The sequence below is a fragment of the Chryseobacterium shigense genome, assembly GCF_900156575.1.
Lineage (GTDB): Bacteria > Bacteroidota > Bacteroidia > Flavobacteriales > Weeksellaceae > Chryseobacterium > Chryseobacterium shigense.
In genome coordinates this window covers 244,324-257,536 of the sequence record NZ_FTNY01000004.1, presented here as the reverse complement: position 1 = coordinate 257,536, position 13,213 = coordinate 244,324, and the positions used below count along the sequence as shown (strand labels likewise).

Below are 13,213 nucleotides of genomic sequence, written 5' to 3'. Positions count from 1 at the left end.
ATATTTTTGCAACCTAAAATTTTAATCAATAATGAAGGTTACCGCACAAAACCATGATGACGTAAGTGCATTACTTACAGTGACATTGGAAAAATCTGACTACAAAGAAAAAGTAGACAAGCAGTTGATTAATTATGCTAAAAATGCGCAAGTTCCTGGTTTCAGAAAAGGGAAAGTGCCTTTGAGTATGGTTAAAAAACAATATGAAGCAGGTATTGCATTCGAAGAAATCAACAAACAGGTTTCTGACGCATTGAACAATTATGTTAACGACAACAAGTTAAGATTAGTTGGACAACCTGTTCCTCAGCCAGTAAACCAATTGGACTACAACGCTGATCAAATTGAAGTTGGTTTCGAGGTAGGATATGAGCCTGAATTCACTATAGATTTAGCTAAATATGAAGCTCCTCATTATAAAGTAGAGGCTTCTGACAAGGAAATCACAAAGAGCATTGAGAACATGCAGAAGCGTTTTGCGGAGCAGGTTCCTCAGGATAAAATCGGTAAAGATTCTTATGTAGCTTTAGAAATTTCTCAGGTTGTAGAAGAAGATGCTGAAGGAGAGCACCACCACCAGCCAAAGAACGTTACCATTACGGCTGAAAACAAAGAAGCTTTCAAATTGGTAAAAGCTTTGAAAATGGACGGTTCTGTAAAAGTATCTAAAGAAACGCTTGCAGGTGATGAGGAACTGGCTAAAGAATTAGGATTCACTAAAGAAGAAGTTGAGCACTTACACCATGCTGAAGTAGAAGTTAAAGTAAAAGACTTCTATGCATTGAACTTAGCTGAGCTTAATCAGGAGTTATTCGACAAAGTATACGGAGAAGGAACTATAACATCTGAAGAAGAGCTTAAAGAAAAAGTAAAATCTGAATTAGATGAGTACTTCCAGCAGAATGCTGACGTTCACTATGTGAATAAAGTATTGGAGCAGGTTACTGAAAAAGAAGAAGTGAAACTTCCTGAAACTTTCTTAGTAAAATGGTTGTTATTCTCTAACCAGAACATCCAGTCTGAAGAGCAGGCTAAAGAAATTCTTGAAGCAGAGAAAAGTCAGTTAAGATACCAGATCATTGAAGGTAAATTAATGACTGATAACGAAATCAAGTTAGACTATGCTGATGTATTGGCACAAGCTGAGCAGTTAGTGAAAAACCAGTTAGCAATCTACGGAATCCACCACTTAGGGGATGAAGAAGTTCAGAAATACGCTGTTGAAATGTTGAAAGATCAGGAGCAGGTAAGACAAATTTCTTCTGAAGTAGCGATGGCTAAACTGAAAGATGTAATCCTTGAAAAAGGAGGAAAAAAAGAAACTAAAATCTCTCACGACGAGTTTTTAGAAGAACTTAAGAAATAATTTATTTCGATATAAATATTTGAAAACCTCCGAGCAATCGGAGGTTTTTATTTTTGCCTGCTGCCTGTCATATTCATCTTTGTTTTCTTAAAAAATCTTAAGGTATCAGGACCGGAATGCTCCGGTATGAGCCTATAACGCTACTTTATTTCAGGCATTGTAGTCATTATTCATATATTTACATCCTTAAATTTATTATAGATATGAAAAAGATCATCATTCCGTTTTTCTGTGCCGTATTGTTTTCAGTTCCGGCAGCCGCTCAGAAGACTAGCGCAGCTCCCGCAAAGACGGAAGTCGTGAAATCTAAACTTACTCCCAAAGAAGTTATTGATAATTACTTCAAAGCTTTAGGAGGAAAAGCTAAGTTAGAAGCCGTAAAATCTACGATTGTAGACAATTCCCTTAGTGTTCAGGGAATGGATATTACCATGAGTACCATGAAACAGGGCAATAAATTCAAATCTGAACAAACCGCCATGGGACAGAAAGTAACCCAGTTTTTTGACGGTGAAAAGGGATACATAGAAAGAGGTGGTCAGAAAACTGACTTCCCTGCTGATAATATCGCTGAACTGAAAAAAGGCAAGACTGTCGAAGCATTAGCTTTTGATCCTTCAGGTTTTCAATCGGTTACCGTAGAGAAAGTGGATGGCAAAGATTATAATGTATTAGCTTCAGAAAAAGGAAAATTTTACTTTGATGCCGCTACAGGGCTTCTATACAAATCTACTGTAGGAGAAGGAAATGTTGTGGTCAAAAATTATATGACTGTTGAAGGTCTGAAGTTTCCTTCTGAAGTTGAGATCGATGGAAAAGGCCAGAAAGTGACCATAAAAACCACAAAAGTTGTTTTAAACACCGGCGTTTCAGATGCTGATTTTAAATAAAAATTGTCATTTTGCAATACCAATACGATACAAAAGCCGGATATTTTCCGGCTTTTTGTTGCCTTTTTAATTTTAACTCAAATTTAACTATGATATGAATTTTAACATTTCTTCAGCTGGTGAATAATTGATATTTTTAGCACGAAAATAAATTCAAATTACATGAAGAAAGTTTTATCATCATTTGCGGTCATCTTCCTGATGTCTTCAAATGTTTTCAGCCAGAATATCCCCATGGATGCTTCTGTGAGAATCGGTACCCTTCCCAACGGGATGAAGTACTACATCAAAAAAAACACATTACCTGAAAAGAAAGTAGATTTTCGTCTGGCCATCAATGCCGGATCTATTCTTGAAGATGAAAATCAGAGAGGTTTAGCTCACTTTATGGAGCACATGAACTTCAATGGAACCAAGAATTTTCCGGATAACAAACTGGTAGATTTTCTACAGTCGATCGGCGTGAAATTCGGACAGCACCTGAATGCTTACACAAGTTTTGACGAAACCGTATACATGCTTCCCGTTCCGCTGGATAAAGCAGGAAACCTGGATGCAGGTCTGAAAGTAATGGAAGACTGGGCTTTTAATGCCACACTTTCCGATGAGCAGATCAATAAAGAAAGAGGCGTTGTTTTGGAAGAACTGAGACTTGGCCTTGGTGCTGATAAAAGAATGGCAGATAAATACCTTCCTAAACTATTGTATAAATCTCAGTACGCAGACAGACTTCCGATCGGTAAAAAAGAGGTCTTGGAAAACTTCAAGCCGGATGTCATCAGAAAATTTCACCAGGACTGGTACAGACCGGACCTGATGGCGATTGTTGTAGTAGGAGATATCAATGTAGACGAAGTTGAAAAGAAAATCAAAGACAACTTCAGCAAGTATAAGAACCCTTCTAAGCCAAGAGAAAGAAAAGTATTTGATCTTCCCAACCACAAAGAAACATTAGTGGCGATCGAGACTGATCCTGATGCTACAAATTCTATGGTTCAGTTTATTATGAAAGACGCGGAAGCTTACAAGCCGGATGTTACTGTTGAACATTACAACCAGAGCATTATAGAAGGTCTTTCTACCGCAATGCTGAATAACAGATTAAAAGAACTGATTAACTCAAACAATCCACCTTTTACCTTCGGATCTGTATACCATGGAGGGACGTATGCTAGAAGCAAGGAAGCTTTCCAGGGATTTGCAGTAGTAAAAGAAGGAAACCAGCTGAATGCTCTGAAAGTCCTTTTGGAAGAAGTAGAAAGAGCGAAAAGATTTGGATTTACCCAGTCTGAGCTGGACAGAGCGAAAGCACAGACACTGTCCAACCTTGAAAGATCTTACAACAACCGTGATAAGACGGAAAGTGATATGCTGGTGGACGAATATGTAAGGAACTTTCTGGAGCAGGAACCAATGCCGGGAATTGCATGGGAATATGAAGATACTAAAGCATTCCTTCCTAAAGTTACTCTGGCGCAGACCAACGAGGTGATCAAGAAATTGGTGAAAGATGACAGCAGGGTGATTGTGATGACCGGGCCAAAGAAAGACAACGTTACCATGCCTACAGAAGCCATGGTTCTCAATACATTTGAAGCTGTAAAAATGGCAGACCTTAAGCCTTACGAAGAAAAAGCAGCCATCAAAAATTTAGTAAAACCTTTCAAATCAGAAGGGAAGATTGCCAAGACTGAAACTGATGCGCAACTGGGAACAACAACCTGGACATTAAGTAACGGTGCTAAAGTGACTTTTAAAAAGACAGATTTCAAAGATGACGAAATTGTATTTTCTGCAAGAAGTTTAGGAGGAAACTCCCTGATCTCCGATGCAGACTTTATTAAAACTCAGTTTGCTTTTGGAGCATTATCTGAAGCAGGAGTGGGAGGATTCTCAAAAGCAGATCTTACCAATTATCTGGCAGGGAAGCAGGTAAGTGTAAATCCTATGATTGGACCTTACTTTGAAGGTATTTCCGGAAGAACTTCCCAGAAAGATTTGGGGACAGCTATGGAGCTTACGTATGCTTATTTTACCGGTTTGAACTACAACCCTGCAGCATTCAATGCCTACAAAGAAAAGCAGTCTGCTATGCTGGATAACCTTTTGTCTAATCCTCAGGCATATTTTTCAAATGAGCATGCGAAATTCATGAATCAGAAGAACCCGAGATTCATTGGGTTGTTTCCAATGGAAAAAGACTGGGCAAATACAGATTACAAAAAAGCATACGATATCTATAAGGAGAAATTTGCCAATGCCGGAAACTTCCAGTTCTATTTTGTAGGAAATATTGACGAAGCCAAACTAAAAGAACAGGTACTTCAGTATATCGGAGGACTTCCTACCTCCGGAAAAACAACAACATTTAAAGATACCGGATACAGACAGATGACCGGAGATTATTCAAAAGTCTATAAAAAAGGAAAAGATCCCAAGAGCATGGTCACCATCTCTTACAGCGGAGAAACCCCTTATAATGAAAAAGAAGCTTTAGCTCTTTCAGCTCTTGGAGAAGTCGCTACCATCAAAGTGATAGAAAAACTTAGAGAAGATGAAAGCGGAATCTACGGGGGTGGAGCCAGAGGAAGTATGAACAAGATTCCTTACAGTACATACAATTTCAGCATCAGTTTCCCATGTGGACCTGAAAATGCAGAAAAACTGACAAAAAGTGCAGTGGCTGAGCTTCAGAAACTGATCGATAAAGGTCCCGAGCAAAAGGATCTTGACAAATACAAAGAAGGAGAGTACAATGACAACAAAACAGAACTAAAGGACAATATGTTCTGGATGAATGCTCTTGCTAAAAATCAGTTGGATGGCAGCGATAAATATGACATACTGAACTATCAGGAAAAAGTAAAAGTGCTTACCGTGAAAGACCTTCAGGATGTGGCTAAAAAATACCTTGCGAAAGGTAAAATCACCGCAACGCTGATGCCGGAAGACGGATGGGAAAATAATAAAAAATCTGATGCAAAACCTGCAGTGGCTGGCGCGTCCGTTGTTAAATAATATTTTTCAGAATACTTGAGAAAAAAACCGCAGATCAGTCTGCGGTTTTTATTTATTTAAGAGCCATAGGCTTTTTTCCATTCCTCAGCGGCTTCACTTAAAACGCCGTAGAACTCCTCACCATATTTTCTGGTCAGTGGAGTTTTCAGAAATTTATAGACAGGAACCTGCAATTCTTTCCCCAGCGCACAGGCATCGCTGCACACCTTCCATTCGTGGTAGTTAAGCGCTGTGAAAGTAGAATATTCTGTAATACGGATCGGATAAAGGTGGCACGAGATCGGCTTTTGCCAGTCTACAGCACCATCCTCATAAGCCTTTTCAATACCACACTTTGTAATTCCTTTTTCATCGAAAGTTACATAGGCACATTCGCGGTCTTCCACCATGGGCGTTACGTACATTCCGTCCTGCGGGTCTGTGGTCCATGTTCCCTGTTCTTCAAGGGCTTTGATGCCTTCCTGTGTAAGATAAGGCTTTATTTTATCAAAAATACTGTCTAAAATCTCAAGTTCGTCCTTATCCAACGGAGCACCTACATCTCCTTCCACACAGCATGCACCTTTACATTTCGAAAGGTTGCAAACAAATTCTTCGGAAAATATATCCTCTGAAATCAATTTATCGTCTATCTGAATCATAATCTTTAAAATAAATTAAAATAAGTACCTGCCTTAAAAGCAACCAAACTCATAATGATAAGCCATAAGCTTACCTCCTGCATCCAGTATTTAGGCAAAAATCTCATCATCCTGCTCAGGATAATACTTGATGGAAATGCCAGAAGCAGTAAATATTCATAGTTTTTATTCATGTACAGAATAATAGTCACCAGCTGGGCCACTGAAAAAACGAGCAGAAATGTATATTTGTACCGGCTTATCGGGCTTTTCTTATTGTAGTTTTTAAAATGGTCGTATACCGCATAAATCAGCATCAGAACAATAGGAATTAAAGGAAACAGATCAATATAATCCGTCATGGGTTTCATCTTTCCAAATGGGAAGTAATCTATATTCCACGTTGTAAAATGGAAAAAGAACATGATCGAGAAATAGCTGAATGCAATTAATATCGTTCCTAAAAGAAACCTGAAGAGATTTAAACTTATTTTTTGAGAAGTGGCGATCACGTGAATGATCACGAAAAGCGCCATTGGCCAGGTCGTGGGCAGGAAAATAAAATTCAAAGCAACGATGGCTCCTACCAATACATAAGACTTCTTTCTGATGTCTTCATCTGCACTCGTGAGCAGTAAAACAAGAAAGGAATTGGTCAGCAGAGAAACCGCAATTCCAATGTCCAGATTTCCGGGATAAAGCCCGAAAATAAAAAAGGTATACAGAAATAAAGGCAGATGCGTCTGATAATTGAGCGCAATGCTGTGAAAACAAAAATATCCCAGTGCAATTCCCAGGAAAGTTATCCCGGCAATAACAGCTTCATAAGTGTTGAAATTCAGTATGTTAAATATTATAACTACTAAAAGAAGAAAACCAATATAAACAGGGATTGAAAAAATATTGCTTTCTTTTGAAAGTAATTTAAACATTTTTTATAAATTTGTACAAAGTTAATTTAAAAAAGGAAAATAATGACGTCTTTCTGGTTATTCTTAAGTAAAGTTTTCAAATGGACCTTCGGTTTTTTTGATTCGTTTGGAAATGTTTTAAACTGGATTCTATTTGCCGTTTGCTGCGTATTGTTTACGTACTGGTGCTATGTACTGGTAGTAACATTGGGTGGTGATAAAGATAAAGACTATTATTCTCCAACTGAGGGTAAGAACCCTTACTACGATCCAAAGATCTATAAAAAAGAAGGTTAATTAATTGGTTATATAGTAAAAAACCGATTAGACTCAGGTCTGATCGGTTTTTTTATTAACAATTAAAAATGTATTTTTTTAGTCGTGGATAGGGAGTACCAGTACCGGAATGTGGGAATCTTTTGTAAGCCCTTTCGTTAAACTTCCTACAAAAACATCATAAATTCCACTTCTTCCATGGGATCCCATGACGATATAGTCGGCATTTTTAGCTTTCGAATATTCCAGGATAATATCCTTGGCAATCCCTTGTTTTAAAAGATGCTCGCAATCCACATCATGGGCAATAATTCTTTGCTCAATCTTATTCAGCTCTACCAGTTCCGCTCTGATCTCATTGGCTTCTACTTCAGGAAAATATTGATATCCCATATCACCGATAGCAAAACCAATATCTGATGGCGCTACGTGAATCAAAAAAATTTTGCCGTTTAACTGTTTTGCGAATTTTACAGCTCCTTCTACAAGCTGTTCCGTTTTGTCCCCAAAATCTACGGGTAGTACAATATTTATCATGACCTTTAATTTTGTTATTTTAAAGATAAGAAAAAAATGCCAAAATTTTATGTTAAATACTTATAATATTCGAATATCAAGGATTTTATCATCTTTCAGATAAGCTTCCAGCACATCATTTTCCTCCACTTTTCCTACCCCTTTTGGAGTACCTGTAAAAATAAGGTCACCCACTCTCAAGGTAAAATACTGAGAGGCAAAAGCAATAATATCATCGAAACTGAAAATCATATCTTTGGTATTGCCATCCTGAACCTCTTCTTTATTTTTAAGCAATGAAAACTCCAGGCCACCAAGGTCATAGTCTTCCTTTTTAAAGAAGTTTCCCACCACTGCCGAGCCGTCAAAACCTTTAGCCAGTTCCCAAGGAAGGCCTTTCGCCTTAAGCTCGCTCTGAAGATCTCTCGCGGTAAAATCTATTCCTAAACTGATCTCCTCATAATGCTTGTGAGCCACCTCTTTCCGGATGTATTTTCCTCCCTTTGAAATCTTTACAACCACTTCCAGTTCATAGTGAACGTCATTCGAAAATTCAGGAATATAAAAATCATTTCCCTTTAAAACCGCAGTGTCGGGCTTCATGAAAATAACCGGTTTTTCAGGAATCTCATTTCCTAATTCTTTCGCATGTTCGCTGTAGTTTCTTCCTATACAAATGATTTTCATAGCTCTTATTTATTTTAGGGGGCCGTCATGGAAAACAAGGGGTAATGCACAAGCTTTTCAGTGACGGCGAAGGAATTTATTAATATTTTTAAACTTTAATTCTATGGGTGTGTAAATTCATTACCACAGTAATAACATACAAACTTCTGACTTGACAAAATCGAGATCCCAAAGAAACTCGTTGCCCGGTCATCCCTGTAAATATGGTTTGACCCGCATTTGGGACATACAAAGTCAAATGCCGGATCTTTTATGGTATGTTCCACTTCCAGGGAATACGCTTCATTATCATTATAATCCTGCAGTATTTGTTTTGCCTTTTCCAGATCATCCTCAAAAACCTGCAACTGAATGCCGCCTACAGCTTGTGACAACAGCCAGTCAGACTGAATCAGCTGTTCATTGGCTATAAAGCCATTGACTCCATTTTCGGCAAGGATCTGTTTGTCCCTGTTAGCTTCAAGAGCGGTTTCGTAGAATTTGAAACGAACGAGATTTGACATGTTTTAAAATTTACTTGACAATTGAATTTTTGTGAAGACTTTCTTCGTATACAATGGGAAATCAGCATTCTGAAGCCATCCGTAATAGCCCAGATCCTTTTGAAAAACCGCTTTCACCACCTGCCCTTTATATTTTCCAAAATTGAAAACAGCCTCGGTTTTATCATTATATCCGATAAATCCTGCCAGGTCAGCATTCTTATTATGGAAAGTGAATTCACTTAAAGGCGCAATTTCATTCGGAATATCGTCATATTTTCCAACCTGCGCATCCAGTACCTCAAAAGTAGCCATCACATCCGCTTCTGCAGAGTGAGCATTTTCGAGAACTTTACCACAGTAGAACTGATAGGCTGCTCCAAGATTTCTAGGCTCCTTCTTATGGAAAATGGTCTGTGCATCTACCAATCTGAATTTACTAAGATCAAAATCTATTTCTACTCTCAGAAGTTCCTCTGCCAGAAGCGGAACATCAAACCTGTTGGAATTAAATCCTCCCAGATCACTTCCTGCAAGCATTTCCATCACTTTTGGAGCGATATCTCTGAAGGTAGGAGCATCTTTTACGTCCTCATCATAAATTCCGTGAATTTCACTGGTTTCATTAGGGATCGGCATTTCAGGATTGACACGCCAGGTTTTGCTTTCTCTCGACGCGTCAGGGTTTACTTTTAAAATACAGATCTCTACAATCTTATCTTTTCCAATATTGGTTCCTGTTGTTTCAAGGTCAAAAATACAAAGAGGTTTATGGAGTTTTAAATTCATGTCTATAATTTGAAAATGAGTTAATTTGAAAATGTACTGATTCTATAATGAATAATCTGGTACTTCTAAAATCTGATGTCTAATATCCGACATCTAATATCTATTTCAGCTGCCTTTGAAAAACCAGCGATACGAATATATAATAAATAACCAGCATCGGAATACCTACGATCTGAAATATCATCAGAATGGCAATTCCGCCGCCTAATAAAATAACCTTTGGATAATTGTCCTGAAGTTTTTTTGATTTGAATTTCATTGCCATCATTTTGATCGGGCTGATCAAAAGCCATGAAGTAACAACCGTCAATACAATTAAAAATAATGAATTTTCAAATAAAAATCCAAAACTCCCTGTTTCTTTGAACGCATAATACAATCCAAAAAGCAGTACCGTATTGGTAGGTGTATTCAGTCCTTTAAAATAATAACGCTGCTCCTCATCAAGATTAAAGATAGCCAGTCTAAGGCAGGAAAAGACCGTTACCAGAAGGCCAATATAACGGATGTCGAAAGGAAGATGGAGTCCTAAGATTTCATTTCCAAACGGCTCCAGAGCCATATACATCGTAAGACCGGGAATCACGCCGAAACTGACCATATCCGCCAGAGAATCCAGCTGAAGTCCCAGATTGGAGTTTGATTTTACCGCACGGGCTACAAACCCATCAAAAAAATCGAAAATGGAAGAAAGAATGATACAGATGGCTGTCGTCTGGTAATCTCCTAAAATAAGATGGATCGCACCTACACAGCCTGCAAATAAATTGGCAAGGGTCAATAAATTGGCAAGATTATTTTTTATGAAATTCATGTCAACAAAAGTACAGTTTTTCCAAATTTTATCCTGAAATATTATGAAGGAAAAAATACATTAATCGGTTTTTGATGTAAATTTGCCGAATGAAATTTTTTAAAGAATTTAGAAAACAAGAAGTTCTGGTCCTTTTATACCGGATTTTCTTAGCATACGTTTTTTATCAGATTGCCCGGCTTTTGTTCTGGTATTTCAATAAAGAACTCATCAAAGTAGATTCCGTTTCAGATTATTTCAACCTGGCGTTTCATGGAACAGCCTTTGATACAACGGCGATTTTATATGTCAACGCCTTATTTATTCTGTTAAGTCTGGTTCCGATTGTGATCAATACAAAGAAAGGGTATCAGAAGGTTCTTTTCTGGCTGTATTTTGTCACCAATGGAATTGCCTATGCCATGAATTTCGGAGACTTTATCTACTATAAATTTTCGCAGGCAAGACTCACATCTACAGCTTTGGACGTTGCAAAACATGAATCCAATGTTTTTAAAGTCTTCACGGTTTCTTTAGGGCAGCATCCCTTTGTTCTGATCTGGTTTGTGGTTTTAATGGCACTTTGGGTCTTTCTGTATAAGAGAGTGAAGCTTACAGAACAGAAACCTTTAAAGCTTATTCCCTACTTTATCTGGTCTGTCATTGTTCTCTGCGGCACTATTGTTTTGGTTATTGGCGGAATACGGGGCGACTTCAAGCACAGCACAAGACCTATTAATTTAGTAGATGCCAATCGTTTTGTAGTCAATCCACTACAGGGAAACGTGGTTTTAAACAGTACATTTTCGTTTTTCAGAACATTGGGAACCAATAACTTTAAGGAAGTTCATTTTGTAGATGAAAAATATATTACTGATCATGTTCAGCCTTATAAAATATATGACAGGAAAGTAGAGAACCGTCCCAATATTGTTATTTTTATTGTTGAATCCTTCGGAAGAGAATACTCAGGCGCTTTTAATCAGGATAAAAATATAAAAGGCTATGTTTCCTATACACCTTTTATAGACAGCCTTGCCGGCCAGAGTTTGATTTTTCCTAATACTTTTGCCAATGGAAGACAGTCCATTCATGGGATGAGCAGTGTATTGGCAGGCATTCCGAGTCTTACCGACGCGTTTACCAGCTCACCATATTCCAATCAGAAAATTCAGTCTATTGTTTCAGTTTGTAACGATCTCGGCTATGACACCTCCTTTTATCATGGTGCGCCAAACGGCTCGATGGGCTTTCTTGGATTTGGAAATATATTAGGCTTTAAACATTATTTCGGAAAAAATGAATACAATCATGATGAAGATTTTGACGGAATGTGGGCTATATGGGATGAACCGTTCCTTCAATATTTTGCAAAGAATGTAGGAAAGAAGCAGCCTTTTATGGCAACGGTATTTACGGCATCATCACACCATCCGTTTAAAATTCCTGAAAAATACAAGGGTAAATTCAAAAAAGGAACCATAGAAATGCATGAGCCGATACAGTACACGGATTATGCCATTAAAAAATATTTTGAAACCGCTAAAAAACAGCCATGGTTCAATAATACCATCTTTGTTTTCACAGGAGACCACACCAACCAGGTGGCTTATGGTGAATATGAAAAAGCGATGAACCGTTTTGCTGTTCCGCTGATCCTTTATTCTCCAAATCCAGAATACAATCTGAAAGGAGTAAATCCTGAAACTGCCCAGCAGATCGACATCTATCCTACATTGGCAGACCTTATCGGGTACAACAAGCCGATAAGAAGCTGGGGTAGAAGTGTGGTAAGTGATAAAAAATATCCATCTATTATCGTTAATTCAGATGGAAGTTCAGAGCAATTTATCATAGGAAACCATATGTACCGTTTCGACGGGAAAGAAATTACGGGAATCTATGAAAAAAATGACCTTGGTTTTGAACATAATATGATAGGTAAACTGAAAACTCCTGAAATAGAAAAAGAAATGCAGACTGCTAAAGCTTGGTTTCAGGATTATATGGATCGAGTGATCAACAGAAAACTTAAATAAGTTGGAGAGTAGTAGGGCTTTTGGGTTTTGTTGCTGACTTTATATTTGCTGGTTCAAACCCCACATCCCGAAACTTTATGATTTCCTGAAATCGAAGAGTCCAATATCTGATATCTGGCGTCTGATGTCTAGTGTCTGATATCTGAAATCTAACTTCTTGCCTCCTCAACCCATTTACCCTTTTTGGCCCATGATATGCTCTGTATAGTAAAAGTTTTTGTCTGTTTAAAATTTAATTTATACTTTTAGCAATAGATAGATAACAAAAAACGTATATCGGAATTAAAACTATAAAAAATATGAAAAAATTATTATTAACATTCGTGCTGTCTCTGTTTGGCGTATTATCGTTTGCACAGATTGAAGGCAAGTGGAAGACAATAGATGATGAAACAAAACAAGCCAAGTCTATTGTGGAGATCTATAAGAAGTCTGACGGAAAGTATTACGGTAAAGTTTCTCAGTTGCTTATAAAGCCTGCAGATCCAAACTGTTCATCTTGTAAAGACGACAGAAAAGGTAAACCCATCTTAGGAATGGAGATTATCAGAGGTCTGAAAAAAGATGGAGATGAATTCACAGGAGGGACCATCACAGATCCTAAATCAGGTAAAACTTACAAATGTACCATCACCAAAAGTGGCGACAAACTGAATGTAAGAGGATATATGGGAGTTTCTGTATTCGGAAGAACTCAAACCTGGGACAAAGTAAACTAATCAGGTTCAATACAATTATAAGACGGCATTTCAGTGATGAAATGCCGTTTTAATATATAACGAAATTAAAAATTTCCCGCTTACAAGATATTTTAATTACTATACAA

The 13,213-nt window shown here is 37.7% G+C and carries 13 protein-coding genes; 6 read left to right on the top strand and 7 right to left on the bottom strand.

The window, feature by feature from the left end:
• Nucleotides 1-31 precede the first annotated feature (31 nt).
• From BW964_RS14710 to BW964_RS14700, 3 genes are all read left to right on the top strand, one after another.
• Nucleotides 32-1,366: a trigger factor gene (locus tag BW964_RS14710; protein ID WP_076508303.1), complete on the top strand. Its 1,335-nt coding sequence runs from the start codon at nt 32-34 to the stop codon at nt 1,364-1,366.
• A gap of 203 nt (nt 1,367-1,569) precedes the next feature.
• Nucleotides 1,570-2,256, top strand: a complete 687-nt coding sequence (locus BW964_RS14705; protein WP_076508302.1) for a hypothetical protein — start codon at nt 1,570-1,572, stop codon at nt 2,254-2,256.
• A gap of 162 nt (nt 2,257-2,418) precedes the next feature.
• Entirely contained in the window at nt 2,419-5,274 is a 2,856-nt protein-coding gene (locus BW964_RS14700; protein WP_076508300.1) for a M16 family metallopeptidase, read from the top strand.
• A gap of 56 nt (nt 5,275-5,330) precedes the next feature.
• On the opposite strand, the gene BW964_RS14695 is transcribed toward BW964_RS14700, so the two are convergent.
• Together BW964_RS14695 and BW964_RS14690 are read right to left on the bottom strand one after the other, a co-directional pair.
• A complete protein-coding gene (locus BW964_RS14695) occupies nt 5,331-5,915 on the bottom strand; it encodes a DUF3109 family protein (protein WP_076508299.1) in 585 nt (194 codons plus the stop codon).
• Between the two features lie 5 nt (nt 5,916-5,920).
• Nucleotides 5,921-6,826 (bottom strand): DUF6427 family protein, encoded by a 906-nt coding sequence (locus tag BW964_RS14690; RefSeq protein WP_076508297.1) that lies wholly within the window; start codon nt 6,824-6,826, stop codon nt 5,921-5,923.
• 42 nt (nt 6,827-6,868) lie between these two features.
• Between BW964_RS14690 and BW964_RS14685 the strand changes: the two genes are divergently transcribed.
• Nucleotides 6,869-7,102 carry a DUF6341 family protein gene (locus tag BW964_RS14685; RefSeq protein ID WP_073335195.1) on the top strand — a complete coding sequence of 78 codons (234 nt, stop codon included), beginning with the start codon at nt 6,869-6,871 and terminating at the stop codon, nt 7,100-7,102.
• A 78-nt stretch (nt 7,103-7,180) separates the two neighbouring features.
• On the opposite strand, the gene BW964_RS14680 is transcribed toward BW964_RS14685, so the two are convergent.
• The 5 genes from BW964_RS14680 to BW964_RS14660 all read right to left on the bottom strand — a co-directional run bounded on the left by BW964_RS14680 (nt 7,181) and on the right by BW964_RS14660 (nt 10,369).
• Nucleotides 7,181-7,618 carry a universal stress protein gene (locus BW964_RS14680; protein ID WP_076508296.1) on the bottom strand — a complete coding sequence of 146 codons (438 nt, stop codon included), beginning with the start codon at nt 7,616-7,618 and terminating at the stop codon, nt 7,181-7,183.
• 60 nt (nt 7,619-7,678) lie between these two features.
• The gene (locus tag BW964_RS14675; protein ID WP_076508294.1) at nt 7,679-8,284 is read right to left on the bottom strand and encodes a fumarylacetoacetate hydrolase family protein; all 606 of its coding nucleotides are present in this window, start codon (nt 8,282-8,284) and stop codon (nt 7,679-7,681) included.
• Nucleotides 8,285-8,385: 101 nt separating this feature from the next.
• On the bottom strand, nt 8,386-8,787 hold the full coding sequence (locus BW964_RS14670; RefSeq protein ID WP_076508293.1) for a putative signal transducing protein: 402 nt from the start codon (nt 8,785-8,787) through the stop codon (nt 8,386-8,388).
• A 3-nt stretch (nt 8,788-8,790) separates the two neighbouring features.
• On the bottom strand, nt 8,791-9,555 hold the full coding sequence (locus BW964_RS14665) for a 3'-5' exonuclease (RefSeq protein ID WP_076508291.1): 765 nt from the start codon (nt 9,553-9,555) through the stop codon (nt 8,791-8,793).
• A 100-nt stretch (nt 9,556-9,655) separates the two neighbouring features.
• Complete coding sequence (locus BW964_RS14660) at nt 9,656-10,369, bottom strand: CDP-alcohol phosphatidyltransferase family protein (protein ID WP_076508290.1); 714 nt, start codon at nt 10,367-10,369, stop codon at nt 9,656-9,658.
• A gap of 89 nt (nt 10,370-10,458) precedes the next feature.
• Between BW964_RS14660 and BW964_RS14655 the strand changes: the two genes are divergently transcribed.
• Together BW964_RS14655 and BW964_RS14650 are read left to right on the top strand one after the other, a co-directional pair.
• Nucleotides 10,459-12,387: an LTA synthase family protein gene (locus tag BW964_RS14655; protein ID WP_076508288.1), complete on the top strand. Its 1,929-nt coding sequence runs from the start codon at nt 10,459-10,461 to the stop codon at nt 12,385-12,387.
• Nucleotides 12,388-12,686: 299 nt separating this feature from the next.
• A complete protein-coding gene (locus BW964_RS14650; protein WP_076508286.1) occupies nt 12,687-13,106 on the top strand; it encodes a DUF2147 domain-containing protein in 420 nt (139 codons plus the stop codon).
• Nucleotides 13,107-13,213: the final 107 nt, after the last annotated feature.